This window comes from Pseudomonas sp. PvP009 (genome assembly GCF_017832995.1).
Taxonomy (GTDB): domain Bacteria; phylum Pseudomonadota; class Gammaproteobacteria; order Pseudomonadales; family Pseudomonadaceae; genus Aquipseudomonas; species Aquipseudomonas syringae.
The window spans coordinates 4,614,762-4,632,658 of sequence record NZ_JAFIBG010000001.1 but is presented as its reverse complement, the minus strand read 5'-3'; the positions used below and the strand labels follow the sequence as shown (position 1 = coordinate 4,632,658).

At 56.8% G+C, this 17,897-nt stretch carries 14 protein-coding genes and 1 tRNA gene; 4 read left to right on the top strand and 11 right to left on the bottom strand.

Annotation, left to right across the window (positions count from 1 at the left end; genetic code table 11):
• Positions 1-751 precede the first annotated feature (751 nt).
• From JOE29_RS20010 to JOE29_RS20000, 3 genes are read left to right on the top strand one after another with little or no spacing between them, the layout of a single operon-like run.
• Positions 752-2,515, top strand: a complete 1,764-nt coding sequence (locus tag JOE29_RS20010; RefSeq protein WP_116896055.1) for a type I secretion system permease/ATPase — start codon at positions 752-754, stop codon at positions 2,513-2,515.
• A gap of 13 nt (positions 2,516-2,528) precedes the next feature.
• Complete coding sequence (locus tag JOE29_RS20005; protein ID WP_010424836.1) at positions 2,529-3,851, top strand: HlyD family type I secretion periplasmic adaptor subunit; 1,323 nt, start codon at positions 2,529-2,531, stop codon at positions 3,849-3,851.
• Positions 3,848-5,254, top strand: coding sequence for a TolC family outer membrane protein (locus JOE29_RS20000; protein ID WP_004402649.1), 1,407 nt, complete (start codon positions 3,848-3,850; stop codon positions 5,252-5,254). Before JOE29_RS20005 ends, JOE29_RS20000 begins: the two co-directional genes overlap by 4 nt.
• Positions 5,255-5,297: 43 nt before the next feature.
• On the opposite strand, the gene JOE29_RS19995 is transcribed toward JOE29_RS20000, so the two are convergent.
• Entirely contained in the window at positions 5,298-6,446 is a 1,149-nt protein-coding gene (locus tag JOE29_RS19995) for a glycosyltransferase family 1 protein (protein ID WP_210079791.1), read from the bottom strand.
• 276 nt (positions 6,447-6,722) lie between these two features.
• On the opposite strand from JOE29_RS19995, the gene JOE29_RS19990 reads away from it, so the two are divergent.
• Complete coding sequence (locus tag JOE29_RS19990) at positions 6,723-8,141, top strand: mannose-1-phosphate guanylyltransferase/mannose-6-phosphate isomerase (protein WP_004419137.1); 1,419 nt, start codon at positions 6,723-6,725, stop codon at positions 8,139-8,141.
• Positions 8,142-8,394: 253 nt separating this feature from the next.
• Here JOE29_RS19990 and ptuB read toward each other — a convergent pair whose 3' ends face one another.
• From ptuB to JOE29_RS19940, 10 genes are all read right to left on the bottom strand, one after another.
• Positions 8,395-9,039, bottom strand: a complete 645-nt coding sequence (gene ptuB, locus JOE29_RS19985) for a retron Ec78 anti-phage system effector HNH endonuclease PtuB (RefSeq protein WP_074907581.1) — start codon at positions 9,037-9,039, stop codon at positions 8,395-8,397.
• 1 nt (position 9,040) lies between these two features.
• Complete coding sequence (locus tag JOE29_RS19980) at positions 9,041-10,498, bottom strand: AAA family ATPase (protein WP_044312040.1); 1,458 nt, start codon at positions 10,496-10,498, stop codon at positions 9,041-9,043.
• A gap of 380 nt (positions 10,499-10,878) precedes the next feature.
• Positions 10,879-11,979 (bottom strand): redox-regulated ATPase YchF, encoded by a 1,101-nt coding sequence (gene ychF, locus JOE29_RS19975; protein ID WP_003421685.1) that lies wholly within the window; start codon positions 11,977-11,979, stop codon positions 10,879-10,881.
• Positions 11,980-12,000: 21 nt separating this feature from the next.
• Entirely contained in the window at positions 12,001-12,585 is a 585-nt protein-coding gene (gene pth / locus JOE29_RS19970; protein WP_003317127.1) for an aminoacyl-tRNA hydrolase, read from the bottom strand.
• 164 nt (positions 12,586-12,749) lie between these two features.
• On the bottom strand, positions 12,750-13,364 hold the full coding sequence (locus JOE29_RS19965; protein ID WP_003317126.1) for a 50S ribosomal protein L25/general stress protein Ctc: 615 nt from the start codon (positions 13,362-13,364) through the stop codon (positions 12,750-12,752).
• 124 nt (positions 13,365-13,488) lie between these two features.
• A complete protein-coding gene (locus JOE29_RS19960; RefSeq protein WP_003317125.1) occupies positions 13,489-14,430 on the bottom strand; it encodes a ribose-phosphate pyrophosphokinase in 942 nt (313 codons plus the stop codon).
• 45 nt (positions 14,431-14,475) lie between these two features.
• A tRNA-Gln gene (locus JOE29_RS19955) sits at positions 14,476-14,550 on the bottom strand.
• Between the two features lie 37 nt (positions 14,551-14,587).
• Positions 14,588-15,436, bottom strand: a complete 849-nt coding sequence (gene ispE / locus JOE29_RS19950) for a 4-(cytidine 5'-diphospho)-2-C-methyl-D-erythritol kinase (protein ID WP_058445657.1) — start codon at positions 15,434-15,436, stop codon at positions 14,588-14,590.
• A gap of 2 nt (positions 15,437-15,438) precedes the next feature.
• The gene (gene lolB / locus JOE29_RS19945; RefSeq protein ID WP_003345270.1) at positions 15,439-16,056 is read right to left on the bottom strand and encodes a lipoprotein insertase outer membrane protein LolB; all 618 of its coding nucleotides are present in this window, start codon (positions 16,054-16,056) and stop codon (positions 15,439-15,441) included.
• Between the two features lie 4 nt (positions 16,057-16,060).
• Positions 16,061-17,788 (bottom strand): tetratricopeptide repeat protein, encoded by a 1,728-nt coding sequence (locus JOE29_RS19940; protein WP_074907579.1) that lies wholly within the window; start codon positions 17,786-17,788, stop codon positions 16,061-16,063.
• Positions 17,789-17,897: the final 109 nt, after the last annotated feature.

The window sequence follows — 17,897 nt, the reverse complement described above, 5'->3', positions numbered from 1 at the left end:
CTTTAATCCATCGAGTTCTGGAGACTGCACCCAACAAGCTTCCTTCTTATCCTGAGCGGCTACACCGTCAATCCCGTTAGAGGTCTGACAATAAGCTGCTGGGGTACTGCTACATAGGGTTAATGGCCGTGTGCTAGCCAGACTGCGAGAGTAGTCCTTTGGTAGGAAAAGTCAATTTGAATCCGATGATTTTTCGTCGGCTAATGTGGGAAATTTCTGACACTCATATTTCGCTCAAGAACGGTGCTGCTGGGCCGGTAGGTGGCCGAAAGCCATAGGTTTTTTAGGTCTCTGCTTATGCTCTTTAGTAGTGATTCTAGATGTTTCCAAGATGACGTAAGCCCGTTCGTCGCTGAACGCTGGGTTTGAGGTCAATAGTTGTAATCGTCCTACAATCCGCTGCAGGAGAAACGTTTAAGCTTTTAGGGTTGAGCGTCTTGCTATGCTGACGTTCCGCCCATAAAAACTATATTTGGGTCTTATCCATAGCCCGTTACTGCACTCATACGTATATGACAGTTTTTGCATTGCACGCTTTTATTTGCGCTGTAAGATTGAAAAAACGAAATTTCAACGTTTGTGCAAGTATCTGGCGCCGCGTGGGTGATGCGGACGAACCTTGACGTCCAGGAAACCTTCACTTGTATCTGGCTGCCTTTTGCGTATTTTGATCGCGCCTTAATGCTGCGTTGCTTTAAAAGCAGGTGCTACACTGCCGCGCGTTCACCGATCTCTCATCAGTACGGATTCTATGAGTCGTTCACACGAAAATAATTTGCAGGTAGCCCTCAAGGCTTGCAGAGGCAGCTTTATCTCAGTCGGTTTCTTCAGTCTGTTCGTAAATGCCTTGATGTTGGTCCCCACTTTTTACATGATCCAGGTTTCCGGGAGGGTGGTGCCCAGTAGCAGCGCCCCCACTCTGATCATGCTAACGCTGATCATGACTATTTTGATGGTGACGCTGGGCTCTCTGGAGTGGGTACGCTCCAGAATAATGGTCCGCGTCAGCAATCGACTGGATGTTCTCCTCAGTCGCGACGTATACCGTGCAAGCTTCAAAAGGGCTTTGAGCAGTGGTGGTATGGACGCTTCGGCTCAGTCGCTCAATGACCTGACGTCGCTTCGCCAGTTCCTTACTGGCAATGGCCTTTTCGCTTTTTTTGATGCGCCATGGCTGCCCATCTATACCGCCGTTATGTTCATGTTTCATCCCTGGTTTGGGTGGATGACCGTAGGCTCTGCGCTAGTGCTTGTAGTGCTGGCTTACCTGAACCAGCGCTACACTGGTAAAGCACTGGTAGAAGCTAACCAGCAAAACGTCACGGCGAACCTGCAAACTACCAAGAACCTGCGCAATGCCGAAGTCATTGAGTCGATGGGCATGCTCGACACGTTGATGGCCCGCTGGGGAAAGCGCCAGCGCAGAGTGTTGGTCCTTCAGTCTGATGCCAGCGACAAAGGTGGCGTAATAAGCTCGATATCCAGGACGTTCAGAAACTGGTCGCAGTCGATTATGCTGGCACTAGGTGCTTACCTAGTGATTACTCACCAGATCAATCCCGGTTTGATGATGGCTGGTTCGCTGCTGTTGGGGCGAGCCTTGGCTCCGGTCGATCAGATTATCGGCAGTTGGAAAGGTTTTGTTGCTGCCCGCGTGCAGTACAACCGTTTGAACGAAACGCTTGAAAAGCTGCATAACGAGCCGGATCGCATGGCTTTGCCTGATCCGGAAGGGCATATTCAGGTCGAAAATCTGGTAGTCACTCCCCCTGGCGGCAAAAATCCGATTATTCGCAATATCAGCTTCGTAACGCCAGCTGGCACCATCGTGGGTATTGTCGGGCCGAGCGCGGCAGGCAAATCGACACTGGTAAGAGCCCTGTTGGGCATCTGGCCCGCACAGCACGGTACGGTGCGCCTGGACGGAGCCGACATCAGTGCCTGGGACAAACAGAAGCTTGGCCCGCACCTGGGTTATCTACCGCAGGACATCGAACTGTTCGAGGGCAGCATCAGCGATAATATTGCCCGGTTTACCAAGGTCGATCCCGAGAAAGTCGTTCTGGCGGCGCGTACTGCTGGTGTGCATGAAATGATCCTGCAACTGCCCGACGGCTACGACACCGTGATCGGCAGTGAAGGCGTCAACCTTTCCGGTGGGCAGCGGCAACGCATCGGTCTGGCCAGGGCTATCTACGGCAGCCCGCGGTTGATTGTGCTGGATGAACCCAACTCCAATCTCGATGAAGTCGGCGAGCGCGCTCTGAGCGTGGCGCTGCAACTGATCAAGGAGTCAGGTGCCACGGTATTCATCGTCTCTCACCGTCCCAATATTCTGTCGCGGCTTGACCGGGTAATGGTCATGAATGCCGGCACCATTACTTTGTACGGCGCGCGTGATCAGGTCATTGCCGAGCTGGCACAGCAACAGGCCAAGGCTCAGCAAGCCCAGCAGCGGGTGGCTCCGGCAGCCACCGGTGTGGCACCGGCGCAACCCGCGCAACCTGGCGCGTGAAAGGAATTCATGAATGAGCATTAAGACAATATCCACGCTCGATACGCACACGGATGACATGCCCACCTCCGATCGCGGGATTCGCCGGATCGGTGTGGCGATCGTACTGGTCACCTTCGGCCTGTTCGGTACTTGGGCGGCGCTGGCCCCGCTGGGTAACGCGGTTTACGGCTCAGGTGTCGTGATGGTGCAGAGTTATCGCAAGACGGTTCAGCATCTTGAAGGCGGGATCGTCAAGGAACTGCTCGTCCGTGATGGGGACACCGTGCATAAGGGTGATCCGCTGATCGTATTGGACGACTCGCAATTGCGCTCTCAATACGAGTCGACCCGTAATCAGCTGATTTCCACCCAGGCCAGGGAAGCGCGACTGCGCGCCGAGCGCGACGAACTGCCCTCGATTCCGCCACTGACCATCAGTGGTACGGACAGCGTGCGCGCCAAAGAAGCCATAGCAGGCGAGCAACAGGTATTCAGCACCCGGAAAAATTCCCGCCTGACCGAGATATCGGTACAACGCGAACGCATCGGGCAATTGAAGCAGCAGATAAGTGGTCTGCGAGACATGATCCGCACCAAGATCAGCCTTGAAAAATCCTACAGCAGTGAGATCACCGAGCTGAAGGATCTGCTGTCCCAGGGCTTTGTCGACAAGCAGCGCTTGCTTGAGCAGGAGCGCAAGCTAGACATGCTCAAGTCCGAAGTGGCCGATCACGAGTCCACTATTACCAAGACTCAGTTGCAGATCAGCGAGACCGAACTGCAGATCATTCAGTTGAACAAGAACTTCAGCTCTGACGTGGCGAAAGAGTTGAGCGATGTGCAGGCCAAGGTATTCGATTTGCAGGAGACTGCTACCGCGCTGCAGGACCGTCTGTCTCGCGTGGTCATTCGGGCTCCTGAGGACGGTATGGTTCTGGACATGAAAGTTCATACGGTGGGCGGAGTAGTCAGCGCCGGTACGCCATTGCTGGATATCGTGCCGGAATCTTCCGAGCTGGTCGTTGAGGCTCATGTGGCTATCAACGACATTGACCGGATTTCCATCGGCAAGCTGACAGACGTTCACTTCAGCGCCTTCAACAGTGCTACCACTCCTGTCATCGAGGGGGAGGTGACGCGTATCTCCGCTGACCGTTTGAAAGACGATGCCGGTGAGCCGTATTACCTGGTTCGGGTAAAGCTTACCGAGAAAGGCATGAAGCGTCTTGGCGACCGCAAGTTGCAGCCGGGCATGCCCGCTGAAGTGCTGATCAATGCTGGAGAACGGACCATGCTCCAATACCTGTTGAAGCCGGCGTCCAATGTGTTTATCAAATCGATGATCGAGGAATGATCGTGCTGCGCTTCGTTCCTGTGTTCCTTTCTCTCGGGCTGGCCAGCGTTCAGGTCCATGCAGACCCTACGCAGCCCGCTGCACCCCAGGTCACCAGCGCTTCGGCATACGCCGTGGATCTGATGAAGCTGTATCGCGAGGCGCGTCTGGAAGATCCGCGCATGCTGTCCGCCTATCTGCGTGCCCAGTCTGCAGTCGACAGCGAGCGCGATGCGTTCGGCGGGCTGTTGCCGCAGGTCACTGCAAACGGCAGTTACAACCGGATCCTGCGCAAGGACGACACGCAGCGCGAGATCTATAACAACTCCAGTTATTCGCTCAATCTGACCCAGTACCTGTACAACAAGCAGGCCTGGGAAACCTACCAGAAGGCCAAGAGCACGACGGAGCAGAAAGGCCATCAGGCTGAAGATGCCCAGGCTGAAGCCACGGTGGACCTGGCCAAACGGTATTTCCAGGCGCTGTCTGCCGACGATGAACTCGAGCTGATCATGGCCGAGCGCCGGGCGACGCAAAAGAGCCTGGATCGGGTCAGTGCGATGTACGAAAAAAAGATGGCCGTGGTCACTGATCTGCTGGACTTGAAGGCGCGTGTCGATTTGCTGGCCGCACAAGAGGTTGATGCCCGCAACCAGATCAGGCTCAGCCGTGCTGCGCTCTCTGAAATTGTCGGCCGGCCGATCACTGAGCCGCTGAGCCGCATCAGAAACGACATTGCGCTGCAGGTGCCGTCCAAATCGATGGACACCTGGGTGGCGCAGGCCATCGACAGCAACCCGTTGCTCAAGGCGCGGGAAAGCAGCCTCGACGTCGCCAACGCGGCGGTACGTGAAGGCAAGGGCGGGCATTATCCGACCCTGACCTTTACTTTGGGTGCCCAGCAAAGTGACGTGGGCTATGACAACACCCTGTCACCGCGCAGCGACAGCTATGTGGCGACGATCGGTGTGCGCGTGCCGATTTACAGCGGCGGCTCGACCTCTGCGCGGGTGCGTGGACTGTACAACGAGCAGCTGGCTACCGAGCAGGATGTGGAAAGCGTGCGCCGTCAGGTGGTCAAGGAAACCACCAACGCCTACCTGACGGCGTTTTCCAGTGTCGAGAAGATCCGCGCCAACAAGAATGCGCTGGCATCGTCAGAGCAATCGAGCATTGCGGCGCAAAAAGCCTTTTCTTATGGTGTCGTTAACGCGGTCGATGTGCTGACCAGCGTGCAGAACGAGTTCAAGGCGCGGCGTGACCTGCTCAAGGCGCAGTACGACTTCATCACCAACCTGTTCATCCTCAATCGATGGGCAGGCCGCCCGCCACAGGAGAGTGTCGACAGCGTCAATGTCTGGCTGGGCGGTACCAATCCGGCAGTCGAGAAGGCTGCGGACTCGGCCTTGAAAAAGACGCCCTGATCGCACCCGCGGCGCGCTGCAGGGCTTGTGCCTGGTGGCTCTTCTAGCGACGAGCCGCCAGCACCTTGCGGTAGATATCCAGCGTGTTCTGCGCACAGGCATCCCAACTGAAATGACGCGCACGCCCCAGCCCTGACTGAACCTTGCGCTCACGTTCTTCAGGCTGTTCCAGGACGGCGAGCATTGCAGTGCTGATGCTTTCTGCACTGTGCGGGTCGACAGCCCATGCTGCATCGCCGGTCACTTCCGGCAGTGAAGAATTGTTGGATGCAATTAGCGGACATTGTGCCGCGAACGCCTCGATGGCCGGCAGGCCGAACCCTTCATACAGCGAAGCAAACACCAGCGCTCCGGCACTTTGCAGCAGTGCCAGTACTTCATTCTGTGGCAAATAACTCAGCCAGCGACCTTCGCCACGTTGCTGCAACGCCTCAAGCTGCGGTAACAGTTCTTCGTTGCTCCAACCGTCACGCCCGACAATCACCAACGGATGCTCTTTACGTACCTGTGCGGGCAGTTGCTGGAAGGCTTCAAGCACGCGCTGCAGGTTCTTGCGAGGCTGCAGTGTGCCGACTACCAGAAAAAAGCCGGGTTTGAGGCCATACATGCCCAGCACACTGTTGCGCTCGGCGGCGCCGATGCGCTGGAAATACACAGGGTCCACGCCCAGGGGCGTGACGCTAATGCGCTCTGGTGCGATGCCCAGGTGGCTAATCATGTCCTGCTTGCTGTATTCGGAGATGGTGATGATGTGATCGGCACGTTTAATGCTGGTTGTGAACAGCCAGCTTTTCAGGCGCTTGAGGTCTTGCTTGATCCATTCCGGGTGTAATACCGGAATCATGTCCATGATCGTGGCGACGACAGGCACGCCTTTGATCCGCGGTATGTGATGATCCGTGGCATGGAACAGCTGAACGTCTTTGGCGATGCTTGCTGAGTTACCCAATGGCAGTTTGAGTACGCTGCTGAGCACCGCATGAATGCGGTAGTCGCTGGACAACTGTTGTGGCTGACCACAGGCCAGCACTGGCAGTTGCTTGCCGAAAGCGTAAGGTTTGACGTGGATATCTTCAGCCTGACTCAGCTTGTCCAGGTTGTGCCAGAGCGCCCGGGAATATATGCCGATGCCGTCCAGATGGCCGGCACGTTCACCTTTCGCCCAGACAGTACAACTCAAGCCTATATCCATGTTCTGTCGTTCTCGATGTCGATCAATTACATCACTTCTCAATGGTGTACCAGGGCAGCGGATTACGCTTGCGTGCGGCGGATATGCGGAATCGGCTGCGGAATCGGGCGCGCAGACTAACATGGGGCGACCCGGCTCGCACGGGGTGGTGAGCAGTTGCGGCGGCGGAGTTACTGAATGGTAGGCATATTGTTGTGGCCTTCATGTTGCTTAGCAGCCAGAGCACCCGGATAATGGGCCTTTGCCACGCCCTAGTGGCCCAAGAATGGAGCATCTATGTTCACCCCTGTAATTCTGGCTGGCGGTAGTGGTTCGCGGTTATGGCCTTTGTCGCGGCAGAGTTTCCCGAAGCAGTTTCTTGCCCTTGATGGCCAGGATCAGGGAACCATGTTTCAACGCACACTGGCTCGCCTGAAAGGTCTTGAACACGCGCCTGCGGTTGTTGTGAGCAACGAAAATCACCGCTTCATCGTCGCCGAGCAGCTACGTGTTGCGAAGATGGGCAGTCGTCGTGTCATCCTCGAGCCGCTCGCCCGCAACACCGCGCCGGCCATCGCTCTGGCTGCGCTCGAAGCAACGGCTGATGGCACTGACCCGATCCTGCTGGTACTGGCTGCCGATCACCATATCCACGACGAAGAAGCTTTCCGACAAGCGGTAGCGGTTGCTCAGGTGCATGCCGAGGCGGGTCGTCTGGTGACTTTCGGTATTACACCGACTCACGCTGAAACCGGTTTTGGCTACATCCACTGTGGTGAATCCATTGCTCAGGGTGGCTTCGCGATCGAGGCGTTCAAGGAGAAGCCTTCGCCGGAAATGGCTGCCGAATACCTGTCCTCGGGTGCTTACCTGTGGAACAGCGGTATGTTCATGTTCCGTGCCTCGGTGTTCCTGGCTGAGCTGAAAAAGCATCGCTCCGACATCTTGTCTGCATGCCGCGTAGCCTTGGCTGACTCCGATGCCGACAGCTACTTCCTGCACGTCTCGTCCGAGAAGTTTGCCTTGTGCGCTGATGAGTCAGTGGACTACGCGGTCATGGAGCACACCGATCTCGGTCTGGTCGTACCTTTGGACGCAGGCTGGAACGATCTGGGCAGTTGGGCAGCGATCTGGGACGTGGGCCCGCACGACGAGAACGCCAACCGCCTTGAAGGCGACGTGATGGCCATCGACACGCGCAACTGCCTGGTGCAGTCGCACCATCGACTGGTAGCCACTGTCGGCGTCGAGGACTTGATCGTCATCGAAACCAAGGACGCCGTCCTGGTTGCCAACAAGCACAACAGCCAGCAGGTCAAGGACGTGGTCAAGCGTCTGCAGGCAGAAGAGCGTCCCGAGTTCGTCACTCATCCACTGGTCAACCGCCCGTGGGGCCACTACGACACGATCGATCTCGGCGAGCGTTATCAGGTCAAGCGCATCAGCGTACTACCAGGCGAGTGCCTGTCGCTGCAGATGCACTACCACCGCGCCGAGCACTGGATCGTTGTATCCGGTACCGCCAAGGTTATCTGCGACGATCAGGAACTGATCCTTTCCGAGAATCAGTCCACTTACATCCCGCTGGGCGTCAAGCACTCGCTGGCCAACCCTGGCAAGGTGCCGTTGGAGCTGATCGAAGTGCAGTCCGGCTCGTACTTGGGCGAAGACGACATCGTGCGCTTTGAAGACCGTTACGGTCGTCTGAAGAAGTAATCCGGCATCCGCTGCATGCTGGTCCGAACGCGCCGCAAACCTGTTTGCGGGGCGTTTTTCGTTTCCGTGTGCCAGCACCGCGTGGGTATGGATACTCCAAAGCCCCGATTGCGGGGCTTTGTGATGTAGCGGGTGAGGTAGTACCCGACCCTCCTGATGATGCTGATTGCAGTAACTGATGGAAAGACCACCCATCAACTACCTTTGCAAAGGCTTAGGCGTTGTAACCGCATCCAGTGTGAAGGCTTCCCCGTTACTCACTCTGTCGAGTAAGGACATGTCTGATTGCAGTCGCGTACGGCAACTGCGCGGCGTTGCTCACTTCTTGTTGCAACTCCTGTATCCATTCCTCGTCTTCAGGAAACGCTTCGGCGATTTCAACAAAATATTCCAAGGTCTGGAGATAGCCGCTAAGTTCCGCACGCCGAATTTCGTTCAGCGCGCCTCCCAGCCCGAGAATACGGATTGTTTCGCATGCGCGAAGATGATCGCCTGCGCTCAAGCCTGCCCGTGGTTCCACCGTTCCGCCGGGCGTGAACACCAGAAAAGCATCCGGGTCTTCTATGTCTGGTTTAATCAGTACTTCCGGTGGGTAGATTCCGCATCGGTCCTTGGCCTTTCCACAGGTGCTGACGCGCTCGCAAGATCCGAACAGATTGTTCCAGTCATAAGTACCTTGCGGATACCGATCCCGTTGGCGAAAGTGCTCGATATGACGGTTTTGTGGGGCAATCGGTCCTTCACAGTAAGCACATCGTGGACCTTGCATGAGCTCTAAAGATGCCCAGATACCGTCGCGTTCCTCTTGTGTCGGGCATGTACGAGTCCACTTATCTTTGCCGTGTCGGTAACGCCTTAGCCCAGAAGGAGGTTCATCCTGTCGACATAGACGACGCATCTCAATACTCCCGGTTGCCGAGATCGCGTGGAAGACGTTGCTTAATGGCCTGCAAGCGTATTTGTCGCTCACATTCGCGAATAATTGGGTGGTCAGCACCGAAATGAGATTCTAGCTTTGTTCTCAACTCGACTCCTTCGGGTTGCTCGTGGAGGTTCTGTTGAATCAGTGCCTGATAGTCGGAAACCCATGATGCTTCAGGCACGTTAGGAACTGGGTCCACACCCATGATACGAGCGAGCAGGTCGGAGCTGGCAACGCCCCGAGTCTGCCACTGCGGCTCGCTGACGCTGGTAATTCGACTAGAGGTCTCCGGATCGATTTCGGTGCGCAAGATTCGAACGCTGTTCGAGGATACTGTGCTCAACACCTGAGGACTGTGGGTGGTAACGATAAGCTGCATGGCCGGAAATGCTTCGGTCAGATTGAGCAGCACCACTTGTTGCCATTCCGGATGCAGATGCATGTCGACTTCGTCTATCAGCAACACGCCGGGAGTTTCTTGAGCTGCCTGCGCGCCGAGATGCCCGTTGAGCTTGGTCGCACGGAACGCGATATCGGCAACCATACCAATCATATTGCGAATGCCGTCGCTAAGCCACTCGACGGGCAACTCCCCAAACTGCTCATGGCGGGCGACCAATGTGTCACGAGTGAAAGAGTATTGAATGCCGCTCCAGCCTGCTGGCTGGATACAAGCATTCACTGCGCGACTAACTGACTGGATGTAGTCGTCGAATTCAGTTTTGGCAATGCTGACCCCGGCTTCAAGCGCTTTGAGTTGGGCTTCTTTGGCATTCAGGCTCCAGTAGCGAAACCACTGCACAAACGATTTATAGCTAGAGGCTGGATCCAGGCAGTCGGTATAGCCCACGGTTCTGGAAGTGCGTTGAATGTTCTTTGCGTCTGTCAGTTTCTTCTGCTGCCACAGCCGCCCTGTGCCGTAGTACGCAATGAGTGGCAGAACGACCTCGGTGTCCGGTGTACGCGCCGCTTCCTGCATGCGCTTGCCATAGTTCACCAACTCCTTGGCGTCTTTGATCGAGGTTTTAGTCTTGGTCGTGCTTGATAAATGACGACGCCAAATGGTGGGCAACAGATCATCGGACAACTGATCCGGCAAGCTGCCAGGAATGACCCCTGTCGCCTCGATCCGAGCACCTTGAGGTGCGTATTCCATTTCGTTTGTAGTGGTTCGCCTAGCACGAAATTGGCGGATATCGCTAGGTTCCAGATGTTTGCCCACCGCCTCGTCGAACGCCCCTACGTAGGGGCCGAAGGCAACAGCGATGGCGTCTAGGATGGACGTCTTGCCTGTTCCGTTGGCAGCAACCAGAACGGTCAAGCGCGGATGAAAGTCTATATCAATTGTTTCGAAGCTGCGGAAATCACGTAGCCGCAACCGCGAAAGCCGAAGCGAATTTATTCCGGCACTCGCCATATTGTCCTGCGTGCCCATGAGATCTCCAGACCGGCGCCTAAAGCCATAGTCTACCTGTTGACCAAGCCCCCAGCGTAGCCACATGCAGGAAATCCTGAATAGATTTCCTGATTCGCTAAAGTGCCAGTTTTATCCCCCAAGCTGCCAATGCGAAGTGAAAGCGCAGCCGAGTAGCTCTGAAGCCAAAGACCTACTAACTCATAAGGGAACGCATAGCCTATCGACGAGTGTGGGGGCGAAAAAGCTTTTCACATACACCGGTGTGGCCGATTTTTCTGCATGCTGGCACAAACGCATGCAACTCATAGAAACGCAAAAGCCCCACAAAGCGGGGCTTTCTGCGCAAGTTTCTAGCGGCTACACGCGCTTACGCAATCACCTGCAATGTTATTTACAACTTACACGTTAAACCGGAAATGCATCACATCACCGTCTTTAACGATGTATTCCTTGCCTTCCAGACGCCACTTGCCGGCTTCCTTGGCACCTGACTCCCCCTTGAACTGGATGAAGTCGTCATACGCCACCACTTCGGCGCGGATGAAGCCTTTTTCGAAGTCGGTGTGGATCACGCCTGCGGCTTGTGGTGCGGTGGCGCCGACGCGGACGGTCCAGGCGCGGACTTCTTCGACGCCTGCGGTGAAGTAGGTCTGCAGGTGGAGCATTTCGTAGCCAGCGCGAATCACGCGGTTCAGGCCGGGTTCTTCGAGGCCCAGGGCTTCGAGGAACATGTCCTTCTCTTCGCCGTCATCGAGCTCGGCGATTTCGGCTTCGATCTTGTTGCAGACCGGCACCAGCATTGCGCCTTCTTCTTCGGCGATGGCGCGGACCACGTCCAGCAGCGGGTTGTTCTCGAAACCGTCTTCGGCGACGTTGGCGATGTACATGACCGGCTTGGTGGTCAGCAGGTGGAAGCCACGGATGGTGGCTTTCTCGTCGTTGCTCATGCTCTTCATCAGGCTGCGTGCAGGCTTGCCTTCGCTGAAGTGTGCAATCAACTGTTCCAGCAGGCCTTTCTGGACCACTGCTTCCTTGTCGCCGCCCTTGGCGTTACGGGTGACCTTTTGCAGTTGCTTCTCGCAGCTGTCGAGGTCGGCGAAGATCAGTTCCAGATCGATGATCTCGATGTCGCGCTTGGGGTCGACGCTGTTGGAAACGTGAATCACGTTCTCGTCTTCAAAGCAGCGCACCACGTGAGCGATGGCATCGGTCTCGCGGATGTTGGCGAGAAACTTGTTGCCCAAGCCTTCGCCCTTCGAAGCGCCTGCCACGAGGCCGGCGATGTCGACGAACTCCATGGTGGTCGGCAGGATGCGTTTCGGGTTGACGATGGCTGCCAGGGCCGCCAGGCGCGGATCGGGCATCGGCACGATACCGCTGTTCGGTTCGATGGTGCAGAAGGGGAAGTTCTCGGCCGCGATACCAGATTTGGTCAGGGCGTTGAACAGGGTGGACTTGCCGACGTTAGGCAGGCCGACGATGCCGCAATTGAATCCCATGGTGTTTCCCCTCGAGTGATGTCAGGCCTTCTGGCTGTGCAGGTTTTTCATCGCCCGGTTCCATTCACCGGCGAAGATATCCGGCAGCACGCCGAGGGCAAAGTCGATACTGGCGTCCAGTTTTTCCTGTTCGGCGCGTGGCGCTCGACCCAGGACAAAGCCGGATACCTTGCTGGCATCGCCCGGGTGGCCAATGCCAAGCCGCAAGCGATGGAATGTGTTCTGGTTGCCGAGCTGCGCAATGATGTCGCGCAGACCGTTATGACCGCCATGGCCGCCGCCCACTTTGAGTTTGGCAACGCCCGGAGGCAGGTCAAGTTCGTCATGCGCCACCAGAATCGACTCGACCGGGATGCGATAAAAGCCGGCGAGTGCCGCGACAGCCTGGCCGCTGCGGTTCATGTACGTGGTGGGAATCAGCAGACGAACATCCTGACCCTGGTGCGTGAAGCGCCCGGTCAGGCCAAAGAATTTGCGCTCGGGAACGAGGTTGACTCGTTGCGCCGCAGCAATACGCTCAACAAAAAAAGCCCCTGCGTTATGCCGGGTCTGTTCGTATTCGGCGCCTGGATTTCCCAGGCCCACGATCAGTTGTATGGCGGTCACGACAGGGGCTCTTCCTTTGGAGTTGAGGGTTGAACCGCTGGCGACAGCGGCAATGTGGACGAAAACTGCTCATTTACCATGATGTAAACTCAGCGATCTCGCCCGCTTTGCCTGCTATCGCTCGCGATGTCTCCTGAGCAACTCCGACGTTACCAAGTAATGAATTACTCGGCAGCGCCTTCTTCCGCTTCACCTTCTTCTTCGTCTTTGACGATACGCGGTGCGTGGACGTTGGCGATTGCCAGGTCAGTACCGTGTGCCAAAGCGACGAACTCAACGCCTTTAGGGGCTTTCAGTTCGGACAGGTGAACGTTGTCACCTACTTCCAGCGCGCCCAGATCAACTTCGATGAACTCAGGCAGGTCTTTCGGCAGGCAGGTCACTTCCAGTTCAGTGGTAGTGTGCGAGATCTCGCCGCCTTTCTTGACCGGAGCTTCTTCGTTCAGGAAGTGGATCGGCACGATTGCGGTCAGTTTCTGGCCGGCAATAACGCGCACGAAGTCAGCGTGCATCACGTGGCCTTTGGCCGGGTGACGTTGCAGCGCCTTGATGATGACGTTTTGCTTCTTGCCACCAACGTTCAGCTCGATGATATGGCTGTAGGCCGCATCGTTTTCCAGCAGTTTGGCAACTTCTTTGGCCAGCATGCTGATGGACTCGGGGGCTTTGTCGCCACCGTAGACGACAGCTGGAACCAGGCTAGCGAGACGACGCAGGCGGCGGCTCGCACCTTTCCCCAGGTCGGAACGCTGTTCTGCATTCAGGGTAAATTCGTTCATGTTGTATCTCCAAATTAACCACATCCACCGTTGCGTTTGCGACCAGCGCTCGGATGGTATGGGCAAAAAAGCCCCGCCCTGACCGGATGTCAGGGCGGGGCGCTTTTCGTCTGCGTGATGTCAGTTAACGGAACATCGCGCTGATCGATTCTTCGTTGCTGATGCGGCGAACCGCTTCGGCGACTACAGGGGCAATATCCAGTTGACGGATACGGCCACAGGCTTGAGCAGCGGCGGACAGCGGGATGGTGTTGGTCACCACCAGTTCGTCCAGCACGGAATTTTCAATGTTTTCGATCGCCCGACCCGACAGCACAGGGTGTGTGCAGTAGGCGAAGACCTTGGCAGCACCATGCTCTTTCAGGGCCTTGGCCGCGTGGCACAGCGTGCCGGCGGTATCGACCATGTCATCGACCAGAATGCAGGTACGCCCTTCGACATCACCAATGATATGCATCACTTCGGAGTGATTGGCTTTCTCACGGCGTTTGTCGATGATACCGAGATCGACACCCAGGGATTTGGCGACAGCACGTGCACGCACGACACCGCCGATATCCGGGGAAACGATCATCAGGTTTTCAAAGCGCTGATCTTCGATGTCATCCACCAGAACGGGGGAGCCGTAGATGTTATCTACCGGAATGTCGAAGAAGCCCTGAATCTGGTCAGCATGAAGATCAACCGTGAGCACACGGTCGATTCCCACTACGGTCAGCATGTCAGCGACAACTTTTGCGCTGATGGCAACACGTGCGGAGCGCGGACGGCGATCCTGGCGGGCATAACCAAAGTAGGGAATCACAGCAGTGATTCGGGACGCTGAGGAGCGACGGAAGGCATCAGCCATCACGACGAGTTCCATCAGGTTGTCGTTCGTGGGTGCGCAGGTCGGCTGAATGATAAAGACGTCTTTACCGCGGACGTTTTCATTAATCTCAGTGCTGATTTCGCCGTCGGAGAATTTTCCAACAGAAACATCACCCAGTGGGATATGCAGCTGACGTACTACACGCCGAGCGAGATCGGGGTTGGCATTCCCCGTAAAGACCATCATCTTGGACACGCGCAGTACCTAGAGGCTGAGGGTAACCTGGATGAGTATAGAAAATGGCAGGGGCGGCTGGATTCGAACCAACGCATGGCAGGATCAAAACCTGCTGCCTTACCGCTTGGCGACGCCCCTGTATTGAATCAATCGAGTGCCTGGCACTCAATTCCTGCTACAGAATTTGCAGCTTGCGATGCAACATCGAGATGTTGCTTCCTTTCGCTACGAACCCCGTAAGGGTCTCTGTAAGAAGGGCCGAGACTTTATCAGCTTCAGCTTTGTTTGGGAAGGCCCCAAACACACAACTTCCAGTTCCGGTTAATTTTGCTTCGGTAAATTTACCTAACAAATTCAAAGCGTTACGTACTTCTGGGTAACGCCTCTCTACAACCGCCTTACAGTCATTTCGACTGTTTCCCTTGGGAACGGGGCGCACTTTAATGGGCGGCGTGTCGCGTGTCAACAACGGATCTGAAAAAATTTCTGCTGTACTTACAGATACTTGCGGGACGAGCACCAAATACCAGAATTCTTCCGGGTCAACCGGGGTGAGAATTTCGCCGACGCCCTCAGCAAAAGCGGCATGTCCACGCACGAAAACCGGTACATCGGCGCCCAGCGTCAGCCCCAGTTGCGCCAGACGATCCTCATCCCAGCCGAGCTGCCATAAATGATTCAGGGCAAGCAGGGTGGTCGCTGCGTCCGAGCTGCCGCCGCCGATACCGCCACCCATGGGCAGGCGTTTTTCCAGCCAGATGTCCATGCCCAGTTTGCAGCAGGACTGTTTTTGCAGCGCTCGGGCAGCTTTGACGATCAGGTTGCTGTCATGCGGAACGCCGGGAACGTCGGTCTGCAGGCAAATCTCGCCATCTTCGCGAACGCTAAAACCCAGTTCGTCGCCGTAATCGAGAAACTGAAACAGGGTCTGCAGTTCGTGATAACCGTCAGGACGACGTCCCAGAATGTGCAGCATGAGGTTGAGTTTTGCCGGGGCAGGCAAAACCAGTTGTGGCGTGCTCATGGTCATTGCCCCAGTTTGCGAGGCTGCCAGTCCTTGATGACCAGCGTGACATCAAGGTCCTGTCCGTGCAGCTTGACGCGCTCCGGCAGCCAATAGCCATTCTGTTCGACGTAGCTGAGGTATTCCACCTGCCAGCCATCCTGTTCAAGGCTGGCCAGCCGGCTGTCGCCATCGAGTGTCAGGTTGCTTTTGCTATCCGGTGCGGGCAGACCGCGTACCCACCATACAAGGTGAGACACGGGCAGTTTCCAGCCCAGTTGATCCTGCAGCAGTGATTCTGGCGAGGTGGCTTCGTAACGGCCCTGATTGGCGACTTCGAGCACCACGGCGCCGGGCCTGCCGGTCAGGCGCGCTGCGCCACGACCGAGCGGGCCGGACAGGCGGATATCGTAGTAATCCTGGCGCTGCAGCCAGAACAGGGTGCCGCTGCCGGAGTCTTTCGGCGCGCGGATACCGACCTTACCGTTGATCTGCCAGCCATCGAGGCTGCTCAGTTGTTGTTTGTGCTCGCGCCATTGCGCGGGGTCACCCTTGCCCTGAACGGCTTCGCGGGAGGTGAGGCCGGCGCAGCCGGTGAGCAGGGCGATGAGGCTGAATACTAATACGTGGCGCAAAAACATAGCGTCAAAGGGTCTCTGATCCGGTCAAGCGTCGCAGTGTGCTGCGCAGGACGGTGCTGTCGGGTTGTTGTTCCAGGGCCTTGGCCCAGACTTTTTTGGCTTCGCGCTGCTCGCCCTTGGCCCAGAGTACTTCGCCCAGGTGGGCGGCGACTTCGTGGTCGGGGAAGCGCTCGAGTGCCTGACGCAGGTAGCGCTCGGCATCGTCCAGATTGCCCAGGCGGTAGTTCACCCAGCCAAGACTGTCGAGCACTGCCGGATCGTCAGGGCTGATCTTGTGGGCTTTTTCGATCAGTTCGCGGGCTTCGGTATAACGCGTGGTGCGATCGGAAAGGGTGTAGCCCAGCGCATTCAGCGCCATGGCATTTTCCGGTTCGCGCTTGATGATGGTTCGCAGGTCTTTTTCCATCTGCGCCAGATCATTGCGTTTTTCAGCCAGCATGGCCCGGGTGTACAGCAGGTTGGCGTCGTCCGGGTATTGCTTGAGCGCTTGATTCAATACCTGCCAGCCACGATCCAGTTGATCATTGCTGGTCAGTGTTTCGGCTTCGATCAGGTACAACTGCACAGCATAATCGGGCTCTTCGGCGCGGGCTTCTGACAGCCGTTTGGCGGCTTCGGCACCGTTACCGTTGCTGACCAGAATATCGGCCTGGCGCAATTGCGCCGCGAGGAAGTCCGGGCCGGGGCCTACCTGAGCGTATTCGTTGAGCGCGCTTTGCGGGTCATCGCGCTCTTCGTGGATGCGGCCCAGATTCAAATGCGCCGAATCGACATGCGCGCCGCGGGCGATCAGTTCTTCCAGATAACCTGCTGCTTCGTCCCAGGCCTTGGCTTCAAGGCACACCAGCGCCAGCGAGAAGCGCAGCTCGTCATCATCCGGATACTGCTGCAAGAGCGCAGAAAACTGCACTTTGGCGTCTTCCATACGGTTCTGCTCGACGAGCATGCGCGCATAGGTCAGGCGCAGACGCTTGTCGTCGGGATATTTCTTGATGCTTTTTTCCAGCAGGGGCACCGCTTCCTTGCCTCGGTTCATGCTTTGCAGCAGACGGGCGTGGAGCAGGATCGGCGCGATTTCACCTTCTTTCGGCGGGTTGTCTTCGAGCAGTTTCAACGACTGTTCGGAATCGCCGTTCTGCTGCAGCAACAGCGCCTTGCCGAAAATCAGCTGGCCATTGTTCGGGTATTTGCCCAGCAGTCGGTCAAAGCTCTTGAGCAGACCATTGCGGGTGTCCGGATCTGTTTCGGCCGCCGACAGGGCCAGGAAATCGAAGTGCGTGTCGCCCTGGCCTTGCAGGACTCTCTCCATGTACACAAGGGAGTCATCGTAACGTCCGGCGCGCGCCAGTTGAATGGCGGCGGCTCGTTGCGCTTCAAGATTGCCCGGTGCGTTCCTCGCCCAGATCAGCGCGGTATCCAGCGCCGACTGATCGGCACCCATGTACTCGGCAATCTGATAAGCGCGCTCCGAGACTCCCGGATCCTGAGTCTTGATCGCCTGGGTCACGTAGTTGTCCAGGGCGATGTCGAAGCGGTTGCGCTGGCCAGCCAGCTCCGCACTCAACAGGCTGACCAGGGTGTCCTGAGTGAACGAGCCATAGACCTGCGGCTTGGCTTCAGGCGCAGGCGGGGCGTCCTTTTGAGCGGGCACAGGCTGTGACGAGGCGGGGGTCATGGACTGACAGCCGCCTAGAAAGGCAAGAGCAAGGAACAACGCGGAGGATCTATTCATATATAAGAAGGGCGGCTTACCTGCGGTGGGAGCATCATGACACAAGGCTGTTGGCAAAACCCACAGCCGTCGGAAAAACTGATGCAATGCGTGTGTTTGCAGTGTCGCG